Source organism: Streptomyces liliifuscus (assembly GCF_016598615.1).
GTDB classification, from domain to species: domain Bacteria; phylum Actinomycetota; class Actinomycetes; order Streptomycetales; family Streptomycetaceae; genus Streptomyces; species Streptomyces liliifuscus.
Window position 1 is genome coordinate 5,656,098 of the sequence record NZ_CP066831.1, and the last position, 21,753, is coordinate 5,677,850.

General features: G+C 72.2%; 18 protein-coding genes. 12 read left to right on the plus strand and 6 right to left on the minus strand.

Features of this window, described 5'->3' with window-relative positions:
* Positions 1-49 precede the first annotated feature (49 nt).
* Both JEQ17_RS24245 and JEQ17_RS24250 read left to right on the plus strand, forming a co-directional pair.
* On the plus strand, positions 50-454 hold the full coding sequence (locus tag JEQ17_RS24245) for a nuclear transport factor 2 family protein (RefSeq protein WP_200397179.1): 405 nt from the start codon (positions 50-52) through the stop codon (positions 452-454).
* 145 nt (positions 455-599) lie between these two features.
* On the plus strand, positions 600-1,829 hold the full coding sequence (locus JEQ17_RS24250) for a PP2C family protein-serine/threonine phosphatase (protein ID WP_200397180.1): 1,230 nt from the start codon (positions 600-602) through the stop codon (positions 1,827-1,829).
* A gap of 6 nt (positions 1,830-1,835) precedes the next feature.
* Here JEQ17_RS24250 and JEQ17_RS24255 read toward each other — a convergent pair whose 3' ends face one another.
* From JEQ17_RS24255 to JEQ17_RS24265, 3 genes are all read right to left on the minus strand, one after another.
* Complete coding sequence (locus JEQ17_RS24255) at positions 1,836-2,669, minus strand: class I SAM-dependent methyltransferase (protein WP_200397181.1); 834 nt, start codon at positions 2,667-2,669, stop codon at positions 1,836-1,838.
* A gap of 88 nt (positions 2,670-2,757) precedes the next feature.
* On the minus strand, positions 2,758-3,810 hold the full coding sequence (locus tag JEQ17_RS24260) for an ABC transporter substrate-binding protein (RefSeq protein WP_200397182.1): 1,053 nt from the start codon (positions 3,808-3,810) through the stop codon (positions 2,758-2,760).
* A gap of 80 nt (positions 3,811-3,890) precedes the next feature.
* Positions 3,891-4,778: an alpha/beta fold hydrolase gene (locus JEQ17_RS24265; protein ID WP_200397183.1), complete on the minus strand. Its 888-nt coding sequence runs from the start codon at positions 4,776-4,778 to the stop codon at positions 3,891-3,893.
* A gap of 203 nt (positions 4,779-4,981) precedes the next feature.
* Between JEQ17_RS24265 and JEQ17_RS24270 the strand changes: the two genes are divergently transcribed.
* Positions 4,982-7,102, plus strand: coding sequence for an AfsR/SARP family transcriptional regulator (locus tag JEQ17_RS24270; RefSeq protein WP_200397184.1), 2,121 nt, complete (start codon positions 4,982-4,984; stop codon positions 7,100-7,102).
* Positions 7,103-7,157: 55 nt separating this feature from the next.
* Here the strand turns inward: JEQ17_RS24270 and JEQ17_RS24275 are convergent, their stop codons facing one another.
* Complete coding sequence (locus tag JEQ17_RS24275) at positions 7,158-8,021, minus strand: hypothetical protein (RefSeq protein ID WP_234048340.1); 864 nt, start codon at positions 8,019-8,021, stop codon at positions 7,158-7,160.
* A gap of 151 nt (positions 8,022-8,172) precedes the next feature.
* On the opposite strand from JEQ17_RS24275, the gene JEQ17_RS24280 reads away from it, so the two are divergent.
* The 3 genes from JEQ17_RS24280 (at position 8,173) to JEQ17_RS24290 (ending at position 12,791) form a co-directional block, all read left to right on the plus strand.
* Positions 8,173-10,008 (plus strand): glycoside hydrolase family 15 protein, encoded by a 1,836-nt coding sequence (locus JEQ17_RS24280; RefSeq protein WP_200397185.1) that lies wholly within the window; start codon positions 8,173-8,175, stop codon positions 10,006-10,008.
* A gap of 41 nt (positions 10,009-10,049) precedes the next feature.
* Positions 10,050-11,045 carry an FkbM family methyltransferase gene (locus tag JEQ17_RS24285; protein ID WP_200397186.1) on the plus strand — a complete coding sequence of 332 codons (996 nt, stop codon included), beginning with the start codon at positions 10,050-10,052 and terminating at the stop codon, positions 11,043-11,045.
* Between the two features lie 222 nt (positions 11,046-11,267).
* Positions 11,268-12,791 carry a serine/threonine-protein kinase gene (locus JEQ17_RS24290; RefSeq protein ID WP_234048768.1) on the plus strand — a complete coding sequence of 508 codons (1,524 nt, stop codon included), beginning with the start codon at positions 11,268-11,270 and terminating at the stop codon, positions 12,789-12,791.
* A gap of 18 nt (positions 12,792-12,809) precedes the next feature.
* On the opposite strand, the gene JEQ17_RS24295 is transcribed toward JEQ17_RS24290, so the two are convergent.
* The gene (locus JEQ17_RS24295) at positions 12,810-13,865 is read right to left on the minus strand and encodes a PucR family transcriptional regulator (protein WP_200401684.1); all 1,056 of its coding nucleotides are present in this window, start codon (positions 13,863-13,865) and stop codon (positions 12,810-12,812) included.
* Positions 13,866-14,401: 536 nt separating this feature from the next.
* Between JEQ17_RS24295 and JEQ17_RS24300 the strand changes: the two genes are divergently transcribed.
* The 4 genes from JEQ17_RS24300 to JEQ17_RS24315 all read left to right on the plus strand — a co-directional run bounded on the left by JEQ17_RS24300 (position 14,402) and on the right by JEQ17_RS24315 (position 18,396).
* Positions 14,402-14,917: a hypothetical protein gene (locus JEQ17_RS24300; protein ID WP_200397188.1), complete on the plus strand. Its 516-nt coding sequence runs from the start codon at positions 14,402-14,404 to the stop codon at positions 14,915-14,917.
* Positions 14,918-15,026: 109 nt separating this feature from the next.
* A complete protein-coding gene (locus tag JEQ17_RS24305; protein ID WP_200397189.1) occupies positions 15,027-16,445 on the plus strand; it encodes a flotillin family protein in 1,419 nt (472 codons plus the stop codon).
* A gap of 221 nt (positions 16,446-16,666) precedes the next feature.
* Complete coding sequence (locus JEQ17_RS24310) at positions 16,667-17,152, plus strand: cation:proton antiporter regulatory subunit (RefSeq protein ID WP_200397190.1); 486 nt, start codon at positions 16,667-16,669, stop codon at positions 17,150-17,152.
* Positions 17,153-17,157: 5 nt separating this feature from the next.
* A complete protein-coding gene (locus tag JEQ17_RS24315; RefSeq protein ID WP_200401685.1) occupies positions 17,158-18,396 on the plus strand; it encodes a cation:proton antiporter in 1,239 nt (412 codons plus the stop codon).
* 196 nt (positions 18,397-18,592) lie between these two features.
* Here the strand turns inward: JEQ17_RS24315 and JEQ17_RS50145 are convergent, their stop codons facing one another.
* Positions 18,593-19,018 carry an HflX-like GTP-binding protein gene (locus JEQ17_RS50145; protein WP_234048341.1) on the minus strand — a complete coding sequence of 142 codons (426 nt, stop codon included), beginning with the start codon at positions 19,016-19,018 and terminating at the stop codon, positions 18,593-18,595.
* A 244-nt stretch (positions 19,019-19,262) separates the two neighbouring features.
* On the opposite strand from JEQ17_RS50145, the gene JEQ17_RS24325 reads away from it, so the two are divergent.
* Together JEQ17_RS24325 and JEQ17_RS24330 are read left to right on the plus strand one after the other, a co-directional pair.
* Complete coding sequence (locus JEQ17_RS24325) at positions 19,263-20,660, plus strand: hemolysin family protein (RefSeq protein ID WP_200397191.1); 1,398 nt, start codon at positions 19,263-19,265, stop codon at positions 20,658-20,660.
* Positions 20,661-20,665: 5 nt separating this feature from the next.
* Positions 20,666-21,688 (plus strand): hemolysin family protein, encoded by a 1,023-nt coding sequence (locus tag JEQ17_RS24330; RefSeq protein ID WP_200401687.1) that lies wholly within the window; start codon positions 20,666-20,668, stop codon positions 21,686-21,688.
* The last annotated feature ends 65 nt before the right edge of the window (positions 21,689-21,753 follow it).

The following is a 21,753-nucleotide window of genomic DNA, read 5'->3' on the forward strand; positions in this document are numbered from 1 at the left end:
TGCGTAGAACGAGCCCGCGGAGAAAGAGTCCGCGGAGAAGGAGGCCCCCATGAAGGACGACCAAGAGCTGATCCGGGAGCTGATCGAGAGGTGGGCGGCGGCGGTTCACGCCGGTGACCTGGACACGGTCCTGGCCGACCACACCGAGGACATCGTGATGTTCGACGTGCCGCCCCCGCAGGACGGCGTCCGTGGCCTGGACGCGTACCGCGCGACCTGGCCGCCGTTCTTCGAGTGGCAGGCCAAGGGCGCCCGCTTCGACATCGTCTCCCTGGACGTCACCGCGGGCGCGGACGTCGCCTTCGCCCACGCCCTGCTGCGCTGCGGCACCCCGGAGGAACTGGCCGCCGCGCCCGGCACCCGCCTGCGCCTCACCCTCGGCCTGCGCAAGGAGAACGGCCGCTGGACCGTGGCGCACGAGCACCACTCGTTCCCGCTGGGGGACGAGCAGTAGCGCCGGGCGGGGACCCGCACACCGTCCCGGTGCGCCCCGCCGCCGCGCGTCAGCGACCGACTCGTCCAGAAAGCTGGTGGTATGGCTGTCCGGGTGCGTCGACGGGCGCACCGGTGTACGGGCAGAGCGCGGCGGAGGTGGGTTGGTGGAGCGGCCTGGTGAGGAGGTGCCGGCACCGGTCGGGTTGGTCGAGGAGGCCGTCGAGTCGATCGGGACCACTCTCGACGAGCGGACCACCTGCGCCGAACTCGTCGGATTCCTGGGGCGGCACGGCTGCGAGGCCGTCGCCGTCGACCTGCTGGGCGAGGACGTACCGGCGACGCGGCCCGCCGGCGACCCGGCGCTCACCCGGGTCGCCACGGTGGGTCCGCCGGAGCTGCTGGCGGCCCACGACGGAGAGCCGTCCCTGACCGTACGGGCCCTGGACGAGGGGCACCCGATCACCACGACGGACGATGTGTCGTCCGGAGTGCCCCGCCGCTCGATCTCGGTGCCGATGCTCGCGCACGGCCGCCTGTACGGGGTGCTGCTCGCGGTCCGCACCGGTCGCCCCTTCGCCGACCACGAGACCGCCGCGATGCACTACGCGGCTCGCCTCGCCGCCGTCCACATCGGACACGCCCGCCGCCACACCGCCGTCCACAGCACCGCGATGAAGCTCCAGCGCGCCCTCCTCGCCGAGCCCGGCCGCCCGCATCCGAACCTCGACCTCGCCACCCGCTATCTGCCCGTCGGCGGCGGCACCCTCGTCGGCGGCGACTGGTTCGAGACCGTACGGCTGCACTACGGCCGCACCCTGCTGGTCATGGGCGACGTCATGGGGCACGGCCTGGACGCCGCGGTCGACATGAACGCGTACCGCTCGATGCTCCGGTACGTCGCCTCCGCCGATCTGCCCCCGCACCGCGTGCTGCGCCAGCTCGACGCCGCCGTCTCCGAGGACGGCACGCGCCGGCCGGCCACCTGTCTGCTCGCCCGTGTCGACCCGGCCCGCGGGACGGCCGCGCTCGCCAGCGCGGGCCATCTGCCTCCGGCCGTGTTCGCGGGCGACGGCACCGGGACCCTGATCGACGTGCCCGTGGGACCCCCGCTCGGCACCGGCGTCGGCGGCTACGAGCTGGGCACCCATGAACTCGCCGCGGACGAGACCCTGTTGATGTTCACGGACGGCCTGGTCGAGCGGCGCGAGGAGGACATCGACGCCTCCCTGGCCCGGCTGGCCGCCCTCCGGCTGCGCCCGGACGCCGACATCGAATCCTTCCTGGAACAGGTCCTCGACCGCCTCGACGCCCACCGGGCCCAGGACGACGTCGCGATCCTGGCCGCGCGGATCCGCCCGCGGAGAGCACGACAGCGCCCCGAGCCGGGCCGCTGAGCGGAATCACTCCGTCGGGAACCGGAACAGGTTGAAGCGGTATGCCTCGATGTCGCGGCGGCGGATCGTGGCCATGACGCGGAGCAGGAGGCGGTAGGGGAAGGAGAGCTGGCGTGCGACCGGGGTGGGCAGCTGGGCCAGGGTGCGGGAGTCCGTCAGGCCGAGGCCGGGCTGCCAGTGTTCGAGAGCGTGAGGGTCGTCGCAGCTCCAGCGCATCCGGGCCGCCACCTTGGCGAGCACGTCATGGCTGTCCTGGCTGTCGACCATGTGGGACGCCGCGGTCTCCAGGGCGAGCAGGGCCCCGGGCAGCCGCTCGGCGATCTGCCGGAAGACCGAGCGGACCAGCTCCTCCTCCAGATAGATCAACACCGCCTCGGCGGCCAGGAAGTACGGTCCGGGGCTGCTGCGCCGCACCTCCTCCATCCACTCCGGGTCGGTGACCGAGGCGGCGATCATGCGCCGGCGGTCCGTGTCCTCGAAGAAGCCCCGCCGCAGCGCGATCACATCGGGCAGGTCGAGGTCGAACCAGTGCACCGTGCCGTTGTCGAGCCGCTCGAACCGGGTGTTGAGGCCCGTGCCGATCTCCACGACCGTGCCCGAGGGATGCCGCTCCAGGAAGTCCCGTACCCACAGGTCGAAGAGCAGTGTGCGCAGGTTCGCCCCGAGCAGGCTCTTCGCGCCGTCGAAACGGGAGAAGTCGTAGTCCAGCGCGTCGACCATCTCCACGGCCCGCGGATCCCTGAGCATGCCGCGCGGTTTACGCGTCTCGACCGCACGGGCGTAGAGGGGGATGAGCAACGTCTCCTGGACGTCGCCGAGTCGTGGCGTGCGCTTGTCCATGACCGGCTGCTCCCTTCCCAGGGGGTTCTACGGAGTGCTGCGAGGTGCTGCGGGGGTACTGGGGCGTACTGCGAAGTGCTGCGCGTGCTTACGTGTCCAGCCGCTTCGACTTCTTCACCGCCGCCGCGAGCTGTTCGATCACCGGGGCGAAACCGGCGTAGCTGAACCGCTCCTCCATCGACCAGGGTGTGGTCTGCCCCGCCTTCACCGCGGGCAGTTGCCGCCAGGTGGGCTTCTTGGCCAGTTCCTCGGGAGGGAGGGCGGTGGAGCGGTTGTCGATCAGGATGAGGTCGGCGTGGTGCTTGTCGGCGTTCTCCCAGCTGAGGAACTCCCAGAAGCCCCACTCGTCGGACTTCTTCCCCTCGACGAACTCCACGCCCAGGTCCTTGAAGTAGTTGAGATCGCTGTACGAGTCGGGGACGGCCACGTACATCTGGTCGGCGTCCCCCGTCATCGCCATGACCTTCAGACCGCCGCTCGCACCGGCCGCCTTGCGGAGGGTCTCGGACGCCCTGTCGAAGCGGGCCTTCGCGTCGGTGACCTTCTTGGCGCCCAGGTCCGCACCGAGGGACTCGGCGAGTTCGGCGGTCCTGCGCAGGGGGTCGAGGAGCGAGGTGCGGGCGATGCTGATGCCGACCGAGGGCGCGAGGGCCTCGATCTTCTTACGGCTCTCCTCGGGGACGTACCAGAGGTCGGGCGCCGGGAACATGTTGCTGATCAGCAGGTCGGGCTTGAGGGCCGCGTACTTCTCGACGTTGAACTGGCCCCATGCCGTGCCGAGGCTGGTCAGTCTCGACACGTCCATGTCGCCGGCCTGGGGATTGGGCTTTCCGCCGATCGGCTCGGTGGGGCCGAAGACGCCCTTGCACTCGATGCCGTAGTCGTGGAGTGCCGCGGCCGTGCTCACGAAGGCGACGAGTGTCTTCGGCTCACTGTCCGTCTTCACCGTCCGCCCGCGGTCGTCCTTGAAGGACCAGGGGCCGCCGCCGCCCGTGCCGTCCCCGGCCGACCGTGCGGACTCGTCGCCGTCGTCGGAGCCGTCACCGCAGGCGGCGAGCAGGGGACCGAGGGCGAGGGTGCCGCCGGCCACGAGCAGGCGCCGGCGGGAGACACGGTTCGGGACGGAGGGGGCTGGCTTCATTAGGGAAGGCTAACCTAACTCTCGCCGGATCGGCAGTCCCTGTGCCCTCCGCGGCCGACCCTGGCGGGGGCCCTCGGATCTCACCGGGTCAGCAGGTCCCGTACGGCCTTGACCACCTCCTCGGGCGCCTCCTCCGCCATGAAGTGGCCGCAGGAGACGGTCGTGTGACGCAGGTCGGGTGCCCACGCGGACCACAGCCGGGCGGCGTCGAAGCCGAGGGCGGTGCCCCAGTCCTGCTGGAGGACCGTCACCGGCATCCGCAGCCGGCGGTCGGCCTCGCGGTCGGCCCGGTCGTGCGTGACGTCGATGCCGGCGGAGGCGCGGTAGTCGGCGACGATCGAGGGGACGGCCGCGCGGGACGCCGCCAGGTAGGCGGCGCGGATCTCGGGCGGCAGGGCCGCCGGGTCGCGCGTCCAGACGTCGAGGAAGTGGCCGAAGAAGGCGTCGGCGCTCGCCTCGATCAACTGCTCGGGCAGGCCGGGGGGCTGGGCCATGAGATAGAGGTGGAAGCCGACCGCGGCCGACGTTCCGCGCATCACGTCCCACATGTCGAGCGTCGGCAGGACGTCCAGGGAGGCGAGGTGGGTGACCTTGTCCGGGTGGTCGAGACCGGCCCGGATCGCCACGAGGGCGCCGCGGTCGTGGCCGACGAGCGCGAACCGTTCGTGTCCCAGTGCCTTGGCGAGTGCGATCACGTCGGCGGCCATCGTGCGCTTCGAGTACGTCGTTCCGTCGGGGTCGGTGGGTTTGTCGCTGGCTCCGTAGCCGCGTAGGTCGGGGCAGATGACGGTGTGCTCGGCCGCGAGTTCCGGCGCCACGTGGCGCCACATCAGGTGGGTTTGGGGGAAGCCGTGGAGGAGGATCACGGGGGTGCCGGTGCCGCCTGTGGCGGTGTTGAGGGTGATGTCGTCGGTTACGGGGATGCGGTGTTCGGCGAAGCCGGGGATCGCCGGCGGCGTGGTGGGCATTTGGGGCCTTTCGGTGTGTGTTTTGTCTGCGGGTGCGTGGGGGCTTGTCGCGCAGTTCCCCGCGCCCCTTCACGGGCGCGGCCGCAGCCCCCGCGTCGCGTGGTGGCGTTGGACTCTTTGAGCCTGGGGGGTGTGAATCAGTGCCTGGTCAGTGGGTGGGGGCGGCGTAGGTTGGGCTGGGGGTCTTGGAGGGAGAGGTTGGCGTGCGGGTTGTGTTCGGGGTGCTCGGGCCCACGGTCGCCGCCGTCGACACCGCGGACGGGGACGCGCTCGCGTTGAAGGGGCCGCGGCACCGGGCCGTGCTGGCCCGGCTGATCGTGGCCCGCCGCCGGGTCGTACCCGTCGCCCGGCTCGTCGAGGACCTGTGGGCGGACCCGCCGCCCGGCGCCGTCGGAGCCGTCCAGACGTTCGTGGCCGCGCTGCGCCGCGTACTGGAGCCGGAGCGTCCGCCGCGGGCCCCGGCCCGGCTGCTGGTCACCGACGGGCCCGGATACGCGCTGCGGACCGAGCCGGACACGGTGGACGCGTGGCGCTTCGAGGCGGCCCTCGCCACCGCGGCCGGCCTGCCCGCCCCGCAGGCCCTCTCCACTCTGGAGGAGGCCCTCGGCTGGTGGCGGGGCCCCGCCTACGCCGAGTTCGCCGACGAGGACTGGTCCCGCGGCGAACGCGCCCGCCTCGCCGAACTCCGCCTCCAGGCCGTGGAACGGCGCGCGGAGGCCCACCTCGCCCTCGGCCGCCCCGCCGACGCGGTCCCCGACCTCGACGCCCACCTCACCGACCACCCCTGGCGCGAGGACGCCTGGCGCCTGCTGGCCCTGGCCCTCTACCGCCAGCACCGCCAGGGCGACGCCCTCGCCGTACTCCGCCGAGCCCGGGAAGTCCTCGTCGACCAACTCGGCCTGGACCCCGGCCCACGCCTGCGCCACCTGGAATCGGACATCCTCACCCAGTCCCGGAGTCTCGACCCGGACCTGGAACCCGGTCCACGGCCGGCGCCCCTTCAGGGGCGAGGGGAACTGCGCGCTCAGCCCAATGGAACCCGCACCCAACACCCCACCCCGAACCCCCACCCACCCAGGGGCGCGGGGAACCGCGCGACCAGCCCCCACGCACCCGCGGACAACCCACAACCCACAACAGCCCAGCTATGGACACAGGCCGCCGAGGCCTACGACCGCACAGTCGCCGGAGGCGCCCGCGCCCGCCTGGAATCCACCGTCGGCCTGATCCGGAACCTCGCGGTCACAGGAGGCGACGGCCTGGCGGAAGCCCGCCGGCACCGCACGGCCGCGGTCACCGCGGCCGAGGAGTTCGCGGACCCCGAACTGACGGCCCGCGTCATCGGCGCGTACGACGTCCCGGCCATCTGGACCCGCGCCGACGACCCGGCGGCGGCCCGGCACATCGTGGCCGTGGCGGAACGCACGCTCACCGCGCTGTCGCCGGGCCCGCACGACACGGCCCGCTGCCGTCTGCTCGCCACCGTCGCCCTGGAGACCCGCGGAGCGGCCGGCCCGCGCGGCCCCGAGGCCGCCCGCGAGGCCGAGGCGCTCGCCCGCCGTCTCGACGATCCCGCGCTGCTGGCCTTCGCCCTCAACGGCACGTTCATGCAGTCCTTCACCCGGGCGGGCCTCGCCCCACGCCGGGACGCGATCGGCGCGGAACTCGTCGAACTGGCCGCGCGCCACGGCCTGGTGACCTACGAGGTCCTCGGCCATCTCATCCGCCTCCAGGCCCGCGCGGCCCTCGCCGACCTCGCCGCCGCGGACACCCACGCGGCGGCCGCGGACCGCCTCGCCGAACGCCACGAACTGCCGCTGGTGGGCGTCTTCACCGAGTGGTACGGAGCCCTGCGGCTCAGCGCGACCGGACAGCCGGCCAGGGCCGAGACCGCCTACCGGACCGCCGCCGCCCGCCTCGACGGCGCCGGCATGCCCGGTCTGGAACGCGGCCTCCTCCCCCTCGCGCTCCTCTGTCTGCGCCTCACCCACGGGCTCCCACCGGACCCGGACCCGGCGCCGGACCCGGCGCCGGACCCGCGGGCGGACTGGGGCCCGCACCGACCCTGGGCCGAGCCGTTCACCCTGATCGCCGAGGGCCGTCACACCGAGGCCCGTACCGCCCTGCGCGCCCTCCCGGAGCCGCCGCACGACCTCCTGTACGAGGCCTACTGCGCCCTGGAGGCCGAAGCCGCACTCCGCCTCGACGACCGGTCCGTACTGGAACGCGCCCGCACCCGCCTGCGCCCGGCCGCCGCCGAACTCGCGGGCGCGGGCAGCGGTTTGCTCACCCTGGGACCGGTCGAGCGATACCTCACCGACTAGGCCGACCAGCAACGACGGGCGCTGAGCGTGCCCTGAAGGCTCTCGGTCCTCCTCCTCACCCCTCCTCATTCGCCGGCCGGGCCGCCGGCTTCTTTCCGGCGAGTACGTCCTGGAGGCGCTGCGTGCCGAGCTGGGCGGCCTGCCGGGTGGAGTTGGCGTCGACGCCGTCGAGGCCGCCGTTGGTGAGGGAGAGGGCACTGTCGCCGACCCGTACGGCGGCGAAGTCCAGGGTGAGCACGGCGGGCGCGTCGCCCGACTCGCCGTACACCCTCACGCGCAGGTTCTCGCGGGCCTCGCCCACGCCGGGCAGGGACGTGGCGGTGACCTGGACGGTCAGCTCCCCGCCCCTGACGTCCGCGGCCGTGAACTGGCCGCACTTCCCCGGCACCGCCTTCAGCCAGGCCAGCGACGCGTCCAGCGCCGCCCGGTCGTACGCCCCGACCTGGTAGCGCACCTGCGCCCCGTCGTCGGTGTCGTCCAGGCCCCTGACCGCGCGGGCCCCGGCCGGTTCGCCCAGCAGGTCCTCCGCGTAGAGGCCGTCGAGCAGCCGCTGGCAGTCGGGGATGTCCGTCCTGCCCTTGAGCAGCGCGTCCCGCCAGGTCGCCCCGCCCTGGGTCGGCTTCCAGTCCTCGCCCAGGTCCTTGCCGGAGATCAGTGCCGACTTCACCTGCGCCTCGGTGAGCGTGGGGGCGACCGTGACCGAGGGGGACGGCGACGGGGCCTGCCCGGCCACGGGCGACGCGGAGACCGCCGCGTCGGCCTTCGGCGCCGCCCCGGAACCGGCGCCGTCGCCGGCCGAGCACCCTGCCGTCGTCAGCAGCGCGGCCGCCGCCAGGGCCGGGACGAGAGCGAGGACCGTACGACGACGGGAGAGGCGCAGCGGGCGCGGTGTGGCGGGCGGGCCGGGCGGACGGGTCATCGCGGAATGCCTCCTACGGCTCCTGCGGGCGGGGGATCTCCACCTCACCGCACCACCCGCCGACAGGGCCCACCAGCGCACCGGTCCGACCGGGTGAGGCATTCCGCCCGTTCGAGATGCCCCCGCCCCCCGCCGCGCGGACACTTGCACCATGCCGGGAAGGATCGAGGACTACGCCCTCGTCGGAGACCTGCTCACCGCCGCCCTCGTCGGGCGTGACGGCAGCCTCGACTGGCTGTGCCTGCCGCGCTTCGACTCGCCCGCCTGTTTCGCGGCGCTGCTGGGCGACGAGAACAACGGCCGCTGGCTGATCGCCCCGGCGGACGCGGACACCGACCAGGGGGTGACGGTCCGCCGCCGCTACCGCGGGGACTCGCTCGTCCTGGAGACCGAGTGGGAGACCGCCACCGGCCGGGCCACCGTCGTCGACTTCATGCCGCGCCGCGACGGCGCCCCCAGCGTCGTACGCATCGTCGAGGGCCACTCCGGCACGGTCGACCTGCACATGGACCTGCGGCTGCGCTTCGAGTACGGCAGCGTCGTGCCCTGGATGCACCGCGTGGACGGGCAGCTGACGGGCATCGCGGGCCCGGAGTCGGTCTGGCTGACCACGCCCGTCGCGCTCACCGGACAGGGCGAGTCCCACATCGCCGACTTCACGGTCACCGCGGGCGAGCGGATCCCCTCCGTCCTGACCTGGCAGCCCTCCCACCTGCCCGCCCCCGACCCGGTGGACCCCTTCGACGCGCTGCGCCGCACCGAGGAGTACTGGAAGCAGTGGCTGCGTCCCTTCTCGTACGACGGCACCTACCGTGACGCGGTCGTCCGTTCCCTGATCACCCTCAAGGCCCTCACCTACGAGCCGACCGGCGGCATCGTCGCCGCCCCCACCACCTCCCTCCCCGAACAGCCCGGCGGCGTCCGCAACTGGGACTACCGCTACTGCTGGCTGCGCGACGCCGGAATGACCCTGGAGGCCCTGCTGCGCAGCGGCTTCACCGCCGAGGCACAGGCCTGGCGCGGCTGGCTCGAACGGGCGGTGGCGGGCCGGCCCAAGGACATCCAGATCATGTACGGCATCGGCGGCGAACGCCGGCTGACGGAGTGGACGGCCGACTGGCTCGCCGGGTACGAGGACTCCCGCCCGGTACGGATCGGCAACGGCGCCGCGGCCCAGCAACAGCTCGACGTACCGGGCGAGTTGATGGAGACCCTCGCCCTCACCGTGCGCTGCGGACTGCGTCCCGAACGGCATCTCCTCTCGCTCCAGCAGAACCTGCTCGACCATCTGGAGGAGGTGTGGTCCCGCCCCGACCAGGGCCTGTGGGAGACGCGCGGCGAACCACGTCACCACGTCCACTCCAAGATCATGTGCTGGGTGGCCTTCGACCGGGCGGTCCGCCTGGTCGAGGAGCACGGACGCCCGGGGCCCGTCGCACACTGGCGCGAGGTCCGGGACCGTATCCACCGGGAGGTCTGCGAACGGGGCTTCGACCCGGCCCGCGCCACCTTCACCCAGTCCTACGGCTCCCGCGCGCTCGACGCCGCGCTGCTGCTCATCCCGGGGACCGGCTTCCTGCCGCCGGACGACCCGCGCGTGATCGGCACGGTCGCCGCCGTGGAACGCGAACTCGCGACCGAGGACGGCCTGGTCAGCCGCTACTCGACGGGGGCGGGGGGAGCCACGAGCATCGGCGGGGCCGAGGCCCCCGACGGCCTCACCGGCGGCGAGGGAGCCTTCCTCGCCTGCTCCTTCTGGCTCGCGGACGCCCTGCTCCTGACCGGCCGCGAGGACGACGCCCGCCGGCTCTTCGAACGCCTCCTGCTCCTGCGCAACGACGTCGGTCTGCTGGCCGAGGAGTACGACCCCCTCGCCCGCCGCCAGCTGGGCAATTTCCCCCAGGCGTTCACGCACGTTCCGCTGATCCGCGTGGCGTACGAGCTGGACGGGCACGCGACCCACCACGGACGAAAACTTGTTCCGTAAAGTACCGGTGAATCCAAGGCGTCTTCTGCGAGGCTGGCGGGATGCAGACCCTTTACAGAAGACTGCTCACGTTCCTTCCCCGTATAGGTGTGAAGGTCCTCGATCTCGGCCCCGGCGCCGCCGTCGTCTTCCGGCGGGGTGATCGGACCGGCGTCCCTGTGGGACAGGGCGCCCATCTGGTCGCCCAGGGCAAGGGACGGTACGCCGTCACGTCCGTGGGCTCCGATTCGTGGCTGGTGGCGCGCGGGGCCAAGGGGCGGAAGGCGACGAGCGTCCCCTTCGGTGCCACCGGTGCGCGGCTCCTTCTCGACGAGGCCGTGTCGGCCGAAGCGGAGCGTGAGTTCCAGCTCGGGGCCGCCCACTATCTCGGTGCCCAGCATGTGGCCGCGCTGCTGGAGCTGAACCGCGTCAACTGCGTGTTCGACGTGGGGGCCAATATCGGGCAGTACGGGAAGGGGCTCCGGCGGTTCGGCTACAAGGGGCGCATCGTCTCCTTCGAGCCGGTTTCCATCACCTTCGAGAAGCTGCAGCAGGCCGCCGAGAGCGACCCCGACTGGCAGGTCTACAACTTCGCGCTCGGGCGTGAGGAGGCCGTGCAGTCCATCCATATCGACTGGAAGTCCATGAACTCCCTGCTGCCGCCGAGCGAGTACGGCAAGGAGCGGTACAAGCGGTTCGCCAAGGGGCGCACCGAGGAGATCGAGATCCGGCGGCTCGACGACGTCATGCAGAAGGCGTTGGAGGGGATCGAGGACCCCCGGCCGTATCTGAAGATGGACACGCAGGGCTTCGACATGGAGGTGTTCGCCGGGGCGGGGGAGCGGATCTCCGAGTTCGTGGGGATGCAGTCCGAGGTGGCCGCGCTGGCGTTGTACGAGGGGAGTCCTCTGATGGGGGAGGCCATCGCGGCGTACGAGGCCGCGGGGTTCGGGGTCACCGGGATGTACCCCGTCACTCGGGAGCCTGCCACCGGGCGGGTTGTGGAGTTCGACTGCGTGATGGTCCGGCCTGGGGCAAGTGGGTCTGCTGCCGGTTGAGTTGGGCTGAGCGCCCCGTTCCCCGCGCCCCTGGCGGGGCGTTGGGGGTGGTTGTGAGTCGGTAGGCTGGCCCCTGCTGCGAACTCCCCCCACCTGCGCGCTTCTGCATCGCATGAAGTGCCGTTCGCGGACGTCGTGTTGGCCTTCTGCTGTGTTGAGGATGATTCGCTGGTGCTCGTCGCGGAGCGGTATCGGTTGCACGGATCCATTGGCCGCGGCGGTATGGGGGAGGTGTGGCAGGCCACCGACGAGGTGCTCGGGCGGGAGGTGGCGGTCAAGCTGCTGCTCGGGGACGAGGCCGACAGCGCGGCGGCCGCGCGGTTCCGGCTGGAGGCGCAGACCGCGGCCCGGCTGAGCCACCCCTACGTCGTCGCCGTGTTCGACTTCGGCGCCTGGGACGACCGCTTCTACCTCGTCATGGAACTCGTCGAGGGCCAGAGCCTCGCGCAGGAGCTGACCGCGGCGGGCAGCCTGGGGACCGAGCGGGTCGCCACCGTCGCCGCCCAGGCCGCGGCCGGGCTCGCCGCAGCGCACCGGGAAGGGATCGTGCACCGGGACATCAAGCCCGGCAACCTCCTCTCGGACCCCCAGGGCACCGTGAAGATCGGTGACTTCGGCATCGCCCGCTTCGTCGACGACCCGGCCTCCGCGCTCACCACGGCCGGCCAGATCGTCGGCACCAGCCTCTATCTCGCCCCCGAACGCGCCCTCGGCAGACCGGCGTCGGCCGCCTCCGACGTCTACTCCCTGGGCTGCGTGCTGTACCAACTCCTCACCGGGCGCCCGCCGTTCCACGCCGAGAGCGCCACGGTCACCCTGCACCAGCACATCGACATGGCCCCGGTGCCGCCCCGCGAGCGCGGTGTCCAACTGCCGCCCGCCTTCGAGAACTACCTCCTCGGCCTCCTCGCCAAGCAGCCAGAGGACCGGCCCACGGCCCAGGAGGTCGCGGACTGGTTCGGCACCGGGGCGTGGCGGGGGCTCGCCGAGCCGCTGCCCGTGGCGTCGGACACGAGATCCGCATCGCTCTCCGCCGCACCGCCGTATGCCTCCCGGCCACCGCAGCCGGGTTCCGCCGAGACCGGGCCTCCGACGATGTACCGGCTGCCGTCGACCGCCCCTCAGCCGGCGCAGCCCGCCCGCTCCGCTCACCAGGCCCGCGCCACCCACGGCGGTCATGCCACTCACGCCGGTCACGCGGCCAATTCCGCGCACTCCGCGCACTCCTCGCACTCCTCGTCCTCCACGCCGTCGCGCCGCGCGCGGTCGGGCGGGGCGAGGGCGGGTGCGGCGACGAGGACGGGCGGCGGGGTCGGTGCGATGGCCCGTCGTCGGCCCCGGGTGTTCGGCATCCTGGCCGGCGCGGTGCTGTTCGTGCTGGCCGTGCTCGCCGGCATGAAGATGTTCTCGCCGGACACCACCGCTACGGAGACCGGGAACGGGCTGAAGGACGGTTCGTCGTCCACCGGCCCCGAGAGCACCGGGGCGCCGGCCGCCGGGACGGTGGCCCGGACCGGGGCGCCCGGCTCCACGCCCGCACCCGGTGTCAACGCGGAGCCTCCCGCGTCCCCCTCCTTCACGGAAACCGCGGCCGACACACCGAGTCCGGCCGAGACCGAGGAGGAGAAGGCGAAGGAGGAGCAGAAGGAGCAGGCTCCGCCGAAGCAGGAGGAGCAGCCGCAGCCGCCGCCGCAGTACGGCGACGGGGACGACGATGACGACGACGGCGGATACGGCGACGACTAGAAGTCGTCTGGAAGCTGTCTAGAAGTCCTTCTCCGGCCAGTCGAGCAGCCGCGCTCCGATGACCGCCGTCTGCAGTGTGTACCGGTGCACGGGATCGGCCGGATTCGCCCCGGTGAGCGTGTGGATGCGGTCCAGCCGGTAGGTGAGCGCGCGGACGCTGAGCGACAGCCGCCGGGCCGCCTCCGCGGCGACGCAGCCGGAGTCGAAGTACGCGGTGAGGGTGTCGAGCAGCGGCTCCGCCCCGCCGCGGGCCTGCCGCAGCGGCCCGAGCGCACTGAGGACCAGGTCGGCCATGGCCTGCCGGTCCCGGGTGAGCACGGGGTAGACGAGAAGGTCGGCGGCGCGCAGCACGGGTGTGTCGAACTCCAGGCGGTCGGCCAGGTCGAGGGCGTTCAGCGCCTCCTCGTACGACTGGACGACCCCGCCGGGCCCCGGCTGGGACCGGCCGATGGCGACGCGCCCGCCGTCGGTGGCCGCGTACGCCTGCTTGGCGAAGAAGTCGAGCACGTCGTCCTGGTCGCCGGGCGCGATGCACACCAGACGCCCGTCCTTGGTGGTCACGAGGATGCTGCGGTCGCCGAACCTGCTGATCAGGGAGCGCTCCACATCGCGGGGCACGGCGTCCCCCTCGTCGTACGCGGTCTGCCCCTGGGCGACGGCGACGGCGTGCGCGTGCGAGAGGCGCAGCCCGAAGCGTTCGGCGCGTTCGGCCAGCAGACCGAGGTCGCTGCGGCCGTGCAGGAGGTCGTCGATGAACTCGCGCCGGGCGGCCTCCTCCTGGCGTACGGCGAGGAGCTGGGCCCGCTCGTAGCCCTCGGCGAAGGCGTCGACGGCCTGTTCGACGGCGGCGAGTGTGCTCTCGCCCGCCGTGGCGGGCCAGTGGACGCGGGCGGCGGCCAGGTGGGCGCCGACAAGGGCGCGCAGTCCGTATCCGGCCTCGGCGGCCCGCTCGCCGAGGGCCCGGCGGGAGTCGAGTTCGTCGCGGGTCAGCCGGCGGCCGGTCGCGGAGGCGTCCGCGAGGATGCGCGCATACCCCTCCAAATACTCCTCGGGTATGTCCCGCCCCGCCGCCATCCGCACCCCCGTCTTCCTGATGAGCCGTTGTCGCCTTTCTAGCGCATATGGGCCGAGCACGGTCCCGTGGGGGACGGGCTCGCTGCCGGAACACGGCAGGTCCATGCGTGATCTTGGCTCCCCTCACCACGGAGGGCGTTCGGAGGACGTTGCGGAGGAGGCTCGGAGAAGGCCGGAGGAAGTTCGGAGCCGGTTCGGCGGAAGTTCGGTGAGAGGCAAGAGATGGGGCCCCGGTGCCGGTCGTCTCACGACGTTGTGTCCGGCACCGGGGCCCTTATCCGTCCCCCGTGCTCCCCGTTTCTGCCGGACCATCGTGACCCGGGACGGGAGTCCGGCGCATTGCCGGTTTCCGGCAATCTTTACGCGTTCTTGATGCCGGAGGGCGGCGCAGCGCTCGAACACGAGTCCGCGTACGGTGTCGGCACGGCGTCAAGAACGCATAAAGACTGCCAGGTCACGGCAATGTGCACACGTGTACGAAGCTGGCACAATGCCCGATGATCGAGGTGACCGGCGCAGGTGGGGGAGGTGGACCGGTGACTCTGTTTCTCGGTCTCGGCATCGCGGGGATCGTCCTGCTGGTCCTGACGCTGGTCTTCGACGGCGTTCTCGAAGGGCTTTTCGGCGGGACCAGTTTTCTGGACGGGCTCTTCGACGGCCTGCTCTCGCTGCCGGTCATTGCCGGGTTCGTCTCGATGCTCGGCTTCGGCGGGGCGCTGGTGCTCGGCACGACCGGGCTCGGCGCCGGGCCCGCCACCGCGGTGGGCATCGGCGCGGGCGCCGGGGCGGGCTGGCTGACCTGGCGGTTCAGCCGGGCCCTGATGCGGGACGAGCCGTCCGCCACTCCGCGCGGCACCGACCTCGTGGGCAGTTCTGGTTCGGTCGTCACACCGATCCCGGCCGAGGGCTACGGAGAGGTGCTCGTGTATCTCGCGGGCCAGCCGGTGAAGCTGGCGGCGAAGAGCCCCGAGCCGGTGGCCCGGGGCGCCGAGATCTGGGTCGAGGAGTCGCTGTCACCGACATCGGTGGCGGTCAGGCCGGTCCAGCGCTGAAGCCCTGTCTGTTCTGCAGTCCGTACTGTCCGTACCTCCCATACGGCCCGTACCACCCGTACCACTCGTACCGATCTGCCGCCTGGGGGGTGGCAGGGGGGAATCCACCATGAGTCCAGTTCTCGTCGCGGTCGTGGGAGTCGTCGTACTCCTCGTGCTGCTCGCGCTCGTCGTCGTCACCCGTTACAAGGTGGCCGGGCCCAGCCAGGCGTTCATCGTCACCGGCCGGCGCGGCAAGAAGTCCACCGACCCGGACACCGGCCGGGTGTTCACCGACAACAGCGGCCAGAAGGTCGTGGTCGGCGGCGGTGTCTTCGTCGTGCCGTTCGTCCAGCAGAAGTTCACCCTGGACCTGTCCTCGCGGCACATCCCGATCTCGGTGCGCGGCGCGGTCACGCTGCGTGGCGTCAAGGCGAACCTCGAAGGTGTCGCCATCGTCAAGGTCGGCGGCACCGAGGACTCCATCCGCGCCGCGGCCCAGCGGTTCCTGATGCAGCAGGACGGCATCGTCGGCTTCACCCAGGAGGTGCTGTCCGGCGCGCTGCGTTCCATCGTGGGCCGGATGTCGGTGGAGGACATCATCCGGGACCGTGCCGCGTTCGCCGGGCAGGTCGCGGAGGAGGCCGAGGCGAGCCTGTCCGGGCAGGGCCTGGTGCTCGACGCCTTCCAGATCCAGGACATCACCACCGAGGGCTCCTACCTGGAGGACCTCGGCCGGCCCGAGGCCGCCCGTGCCAAGCAGGAGGCCGACATCGCCGAGGCGGTGGCCCGGCGCGCCGCCGAGCAGGCCCGGCTGAAGGCCGAGGAGGAGATCGCGATCGCCCAGCGGACGTTCGCCCTCAAGACGGCGGAGATCAAGGCCGAGACGGACGAGGCGGCGGCCCGTGCCGCGGCGGCCGGTCCGCTGGCCGAGGCCGCCCGCTCGCAGGAGGTCCTCGCCGAGCAGGAGAAGGTCGCCCAGCGGCAGGCCGCGCTGACCGACCGCGAACTGGACACCAAGGTCCGCAAGCCCGCCGACGCCGCCCGCTACCAGGCCGAGCAGGAGGCCGAGGCCCGGCGTATCGCCCAGGTCAAGGAGGCCGAGGCGGACGCTCAGCGGTCCAGGCTGACCGGTGAGGGCGAGAAGGCCCACCGCGCGGCGCTCGCCGACGCCGTACGCATCGAGGGTGAGGCGGAGGCCGCGGCGATCGGGGCGAAGGGGGCGGCCGAGGCCGAGGCCATGCGGAAGAAGGCCGACGCGTTCGCCCAGTACGGCGACGCGGCCGTGCTGCAGATGCTTGTCGAGGTGCTGCCGCAGGTTGTCGCCAAGGCGTCCGAGCCGCTCAGCGCCATCGACAAGATGACGGTGATCTCCACGGATGGGGCGAGCCAGTTGTCGCGCACCGTCGCGGACAACGTCGCCCAAGGGGTTGAACTCCTCAGCTCCACTACGGGGGTTGACCTTGCGGAGCTTCTCAAGAGCATCACTGCGCCGAAGTCGGGTGCGGTCGCGGTGGAGGCCAACGGGAAGATCGAAGTGAGTGAGTGACTGACGGTTCGGTTTTAGTTCGGCTGCGGGTGCGTGGGGGCTGGTCGCGCAGTTCCCCGCGCCCCTGAAAAGCGGGGCTGCGCCCCTGGCTTTTCGTCTTTCAGGGGCGCGGGGAACTGCGCGGTCAACCCCCACCGGGCTGCAGACGAGGCCGTTTCGCAGGTCGCCGTAGGGTGAACGCACAGCGAGATCGATGCCGGACGCCGGACAGGGGACCAGTCATGGGCACTCCACGCCTGAGCAGTACGCCGTTGCCGGGAATCGGTGTGCGGTACGACCTGACGACGCGAGAACAGCGCCGCCTGTCGGTGGTCGCGCACCGGGACGGCGGCCGGACCCTGAGCGCGTACCGGACGGACGACCCGGACGCCTGCGCCCTCTCCGTGCGGCTCTCCGCGGGAGAATCGGCGGCGCTCATCGACGCGTTGATGCCCGCGCACCACAGCCCGAACCTGCTCTCCACCACCGAACTGGGCCTCGTGGCCGAGCGGATCGAGCTGTCCTCGGTCTCGCACTGGAACGGGCGTGTCCTCGGTGACACCCGGATGCGCACCGAGACGGGAGCTTCCATCGTGGCCGTGCTGCGGCGGGCCGAGGCCATTCCGTCCCCCACGCCGGACTTCCGGCTGGCCGGCGGCGACACCCTCATCGTGATCGGCACCCGCGAGGGCGTCGAGACGGCCGCCGCGATACTCGGAAGGGAGTGAGCGCAGTGCACTCGTCCGCGACGTTCCTGATCGAGTTCGGTGCGATCATCCTGGGTCTTGGGCTGCTCGGCCGGTTCGCCGGGCGGTTCCAGTTCTCCCCCATACCCCTCTATCTGCTGGCCGGGCTCGCGTTCGGTGAGGGCGGGCTGCTGCCACTGGGCACCAGCGAGGAGTTCGTCGCGATCGGCGCCGAGATCGGCGTCATCCTGCTGCTGCTCATGCTCGGCCTCGAATACACCGCCACCGACCTGGTCTCCAACCTCAAGACCCAGTACCCCGCCGGCCTGGTGGACGCCGCCCTGAACGCCCTGCCCGGCGCGGCGATGGCGCTGCTGCTGGGCTGGGGCCCGGTCGCCGCCGTCGTTCTGGCCGGGGTCACCTGGATCTCCTCCTCCGGTGTCATCGCCAAGGTCCTGGGCGACCTGGGCCGGCTCGGCAACCGCGAGACCCCGGTGATCCTGAGCATCCTGGTCCTGGAAGACCTCTCCATGGCCGTCTACCTGCCCATCATCACCGCCCTGCTGGCCGGCGCCGGCCTCGCCGCGGGCAGCGCCACCCTGGCCATCGCGCTCGGCGTGGCCGGCCTGGTGCTGGTGGTCGCGGTGCGCTACGGACGCCACCTGTCCCGCTTCGTCTCCAGCGACGACCCCGAGAAACTGCTGCTGGTCGTGCTCGGCCTGACCCTGCTGGTCGCGGGCGTCGCGCAGCAGCTGCAGGTCTCCGCGGCGGTCGGCGCGTTCCTGGTGGGCATCGCGCTGTCCGGGGAGGTCGCCGAGGGCGCGCACGGGCTGCTGTCCCCGCTGCGGGACCTGTTCGCCGCGGTGTTCTTCGTCTTCTTCGGCCTGCACACCGACCCCGCCAGCATCCCGCCGGTGCTGCTGCCCGCCCTCGCACTGGCCCTCGTCACCGCCGGCACGAAGATCGCCACCGGGTACTGGGCCGCGAAGCGGGCCGGGATCTCCGCCAAGGGCCGCTGGCGGGCCGGCGGCACGCTGGTCGCCCGCGGCGAGTTCTCCATCGTCATCGCCGGACTCGCCGTCACCTCCGGCATCGAACCCCGACTCGGCCCCCTCGCCACCGCCTACGTCCTCATCCTCGTCATCATCGGCCCCCTCACCGCCCGCTACACCGAACCGGTGGCCACCCGCCTCACCACCCGCCACCGACAGCCCACCATCCCGGCCGCCGACACGCCCCAGGACCGGGACCTGGTCCCAAGCCCCGACACCCCCATCGACACGTAACCCACCGGGGGGTTGGCTTGCAGCCTGCGGGTGAGTGGGGGCTGGTCGCGCAGTTCCCCGCGCCCCTTAGAAGCAGGGGCTACCGCCCCCTCAAGGACAAAAGCCGGGGCGCAGGCCCGCTTTTAGGGGCGCGGGGAACTGCGCGACCAGCCCCCTCCGGACCCGCACCCGACAACGCACCGGACTGGCCGTCGGGCTACCGAAGGCTCGCCACGGGGCACCCGAACGCCCCCGTCAACACCCGTCGCTGGTGGTCCGTGAGGGTGTTGAGGAAGATCACCGCGTCCGCTCCGGAGACCTCACGCAGCGCGGCCACCTCGCGGGTCTTGCCGGAGCCGAGCAGGGTCCGGGAGGAGTACGGGACGGTCATCCTCTTCACCCCGCCGTCCGAGACGCCACGGCGCTGAACGACCCGGCCCACGACCCGGGCACCGCGTTCCGTCAGATCGGCGGCCGCAGCGTCCATGCGTACGGCGAAGTCCTTCTGCTTGGCGGAGAAGTAGCCCACGAGCACGACATCGGCCCCCGCGAGATCCGGGCCGGGAGGGCTCGCCGAGGTCCCGGCCGGCCGGGAACCCCGGCGGGCGGACGGTCTGCGGTCGCGCCTTCGGTGCTGGTGCACGGCCTCACCGTAGGCAACCACGTCCCCGCGGCGACACGCCTTTTCCGCGAGCGGGGCCGCATCCCGTCGCTCCCGGCGCGCTACTTTGCGATTCCTTTACACTGGGTGGGACGTGTCCGTCAGGGCACGTCATACGACCTTGAGTGCGAGTAAGGAGCGAAGGTTCCGCGATGGGTGAACCTCCCAGTACCAGCCGTGCCATTCCCGGCCCGAGACATACGCGTGACGGGGCGGGGGTGGCACGGTGACCGAGATCCTGCTGCTCCTGCTCGCCCTGCTGCTCACGCTCGCCTGTGCAGTGTTCGTGGCGGCCGAGTTCTCGCTGACCACCGTCGAGCGCGGTGACCTGGAGCGGGCCGCAGAGGCGGGCGAGCGGGGCGCCGAAGGCGCGCTGAAGGCCGTGCGGCGGCTGACCCTCCAGCTGTCCGGTGCCCAGCTGGGCATCACCGTCACCTCGCTGGTGATCGGCATGCTCGCCGAGCCGTCGCTCGCCACGCTGCTGAAGGGCCCGCTGGAGTCGGCCGGCCTGGGCGGCGCCGCCTCCACCGTGGCGACCGTGCTCGGTGTGGTCGTCTCCACCGTCGTCCTGATGGTGATCGGCGAGCTGGTGCCGAAGAACTGGGCGATCTCGCGCCCGCTGGCCGTCGCCAAGGTCGTCGCGGGCCCGCAGCGCGGGTTCACGGCCGCGTTCGGCCCGTTCATCCATCACCTCAACGACACCGCGAACCGTTTCGTGCGCCGCATGGGCCTGGAGCCCGCCGAGGAGCTGGCCTCAGCGCGCGGCCCCGAGGAGCTCGTCGCGCTGGCCCAGCACTCGGCCGCCCAGGGAGCCCTGGAGCCGGACTCGGCTGAGCTCTTCGTCCGCACGCTGCACCTGAGCGAGCTGACCGCGGAGAACGTGATGACCCCGCGCGTCGACGTACGGGCGCTGGAGTCGCGTGCCACGGCCGCCGACGCCGCCAACCTCACCCACGCGACCGGGCTGTCCCGCTTCCCGGTCTATCGCGACAGCCTCGACGAGGTCGTCGGCTCGGTCCACATCCGTGACGTACTGGCCCTGGAGCCGGACAAGCGGGCCGTCACGCCCGTCACCGAGCTGGCCACGGCCCCGCTGCTTGTGCCCGACAGCCTGCCCGCCGACCGCCTCCTGGAGCGGATGCGGGCGAGCCGAACCATGGCCGTCGTCATCGACGAGTACGGCGGCACGGCCGGCGTCGCGACGGTCGAGGACATCGTGGAGGAGGTCGTCGGCGAGGTCCGCGACGAGCACGACCCCGTCGAGGTGCCCGACCTGCTGCCCGCCCCCGCGTCGGCCGACGGCCGCGCGGTCTGGGAGGCGGACGGGGGTGTACGGATCGACGAGCTCGCCGGGATAGGCCTGCGGGCGCCGGAGGGTCCGTACGAGACCGTCGCAGGACTGGTCGCCACGCGGCTCGCCCGGATCCCGGCCGAGGGCGACGCGCTGGACCTCGACGGCTGGCGCCTCGACGTCCTGGACGTGGAGCACCACCGCGCCGACCGCGTCCGCATCACCGAACCGGCCCGCGACTCGGCTCGCGACTTGGCTCGCGGCTCGGTCCACGGGTCCGTTCCCGACTCGGCCCATGACTCGTCCCGTCAGATCGTGGAGGAGTCCCGATGAGCACGATGACCACCGTCCAACTGGCCATCGGTGCCCTCACGCTGGTGACCAACGCGTTCTTCGTCGGCGCCGAGTTCGCCCTGATCTCCGTACGCCGGAGCCAGATCGAACCGCGTGCCCAGGAGGGCAACAAGCGGGCCCGGATGACCCTGTGGGGGCTCAGGCACATCTCCGCGATGATGGCGACGGCCCAACTCGGCATCACCGTCTCGTCGTTGGTGCTGGGCGCGGTCGCCGAGCCGGCCATCGCGCATCTGCTGGAGCCGGCCTTCGAGGCGGCCCGTGTCCCGGACGCCCTCGTCCACCCGATCGCCTTCGTGATCGCGCTCACCGTGGCGACGTATCTGCACATGCTGATCGGCGAGATGATCCCGAAGAACCTCGCGCTCGCCGCGCCCGTGCCCGCCGCGCTGCTGCTCGGACCGCCCCTGGTGGCCCTCACCCGCGCACTGAAGCCGGTCATCTTCGGTATCAACGCCTTCGCCAACGCCCTGCTGAAGCTGCTGCGGGTCGAGGCCAGGGACGAGGTGGAGTCGGTCTTCACCGACGACCAGCTCGCCCGCATGGTCGTCGACTCCAGCCAGGCCGGGCTGCTCTCGTCGGCGGACGGCGAGCGGCTGCGCGACGCCCTGGAGCTGGGCACCCGCCCGGTCGGCGAGATCCTTGTGCCGGCGCAGCGGATGCGTACGGTCGAACACACCGTCACCCCGGCACGGCTGGAGCGCGCCGCAGCCGAGGCCGGCTTCTCCCGCTTCCCGGTGACCGGCGAGGACGGCACGGTGCTCGGGTACCTCCACATCAAGGACACCCTCGGTGTCACCGACCGGGACCGGCCCTTCCCGCGTACCGCGCTGCACGCGGTCACGCGCGTCCGTATCGACACCCCGCTCGACGACACCCTCACCGCGCTGCGCGCCAATGACAGCCACCTGGCCGCGGTCACCGGCGAGTCGGGCAAGGTCCTCGGCTTCGTCACGATGGAGGACGTGCTGTCGGAACTGGTGGGACCGGCCCCGGCGGGGGTCTGACCGGTCGCGGCCGGGGTCCGAGCGGTCGCGGGGCACGGTGGCATGGCCTCCGCCACAGTGCTCCG

Bases quoted from the DNA above. Each gene is read 5' to 3' on its own strand.
- JEQ17_RS24285 (WP_200397186.1), top strand. From the start codon at position 10,050: ATGCAGACCCTTTACAGAAGACTGCTCACGTTCCTTCCCCGTATAGGT.
- JEQ17_RS24245 (WP_200397179.1), top strand. From the start codon at position 50: ATGAAGGACGACCAAGAGCTGATCCGGGAGCTGATCGAGAGGTGGGCG.
- JEQ17_RS24295 (WP_200401684.1), bottom strand. From the start codon at position 13,865: ATGGCGGCGGGGCGGGACATACCCGAGGAGTATTTGGAGGGGTATGCG.
- JEQ17_RS24330 (WP_200401687.1), top strand. From the start codon at position 20,666: ATGACCACCGTCCAACTGGCCATCGGTGCCCTCACGCTGGTGACCAAC.
- JEQ17_RS24260 (WP_200397182.1), bottom strand. From the start codon at position 3,810: ATGAAGCCAGCCCCCTCCGTCCCGAACCGTGTCTCCCGCCGGCGCCTG.
- JEQ17_RS24290 (WP_234048768.1), top strand. From the start codon at position 11,268: ATGGGGGAGGTGTGGCAGGCCACCGACGAGGTGCTCGGGCGGGAGGTG.
- JEQ17_RS24275 (WP_234048340.1), bottom strand. From the start codon at position 8,021: ATGACCCGTCCGCCCGGCCCGCCCGCCACACCGCGCCCGCTGCGCCTC.
- JEQ17_RS24305 (WP_200397189.1), top strand. From the start codon at position 15,027: ATGAGTCCAGTTCTCGTCGCGGTCGTGGGAGTCGTCGTACTCCTCGTG.
- JEQ17_RS24280 (WP_200397185.1), top strand. From the start codon at position 8,173: ATGCCGGGAAGGATCGAGGACTACGCCCTCGTCGGAGACCTGCTCACC.
- JEQ17_RS24265 (WP_200397183.1), bottom strand. From the start codon at position 4,778: ATGCCCACCACGCCGCCGGCGATCCCCGGCTTCGCCGAACACCGCATC.
- JEQ17_RS24255 (WP_200397181.1), bottom strand. From the start codon at position 2,669: ATGGACAAGCGCACGCCACGACTCGGCGACGTCCAGGAGACGTTGCTC.
- JEQ17_RS24310 (WP_200397190.1), top strand. From the start codon at position 16,667: ATGGGCACTCCACGCCTGAGCAGTACGCCGTTGCCGGGAATCGGTGTG.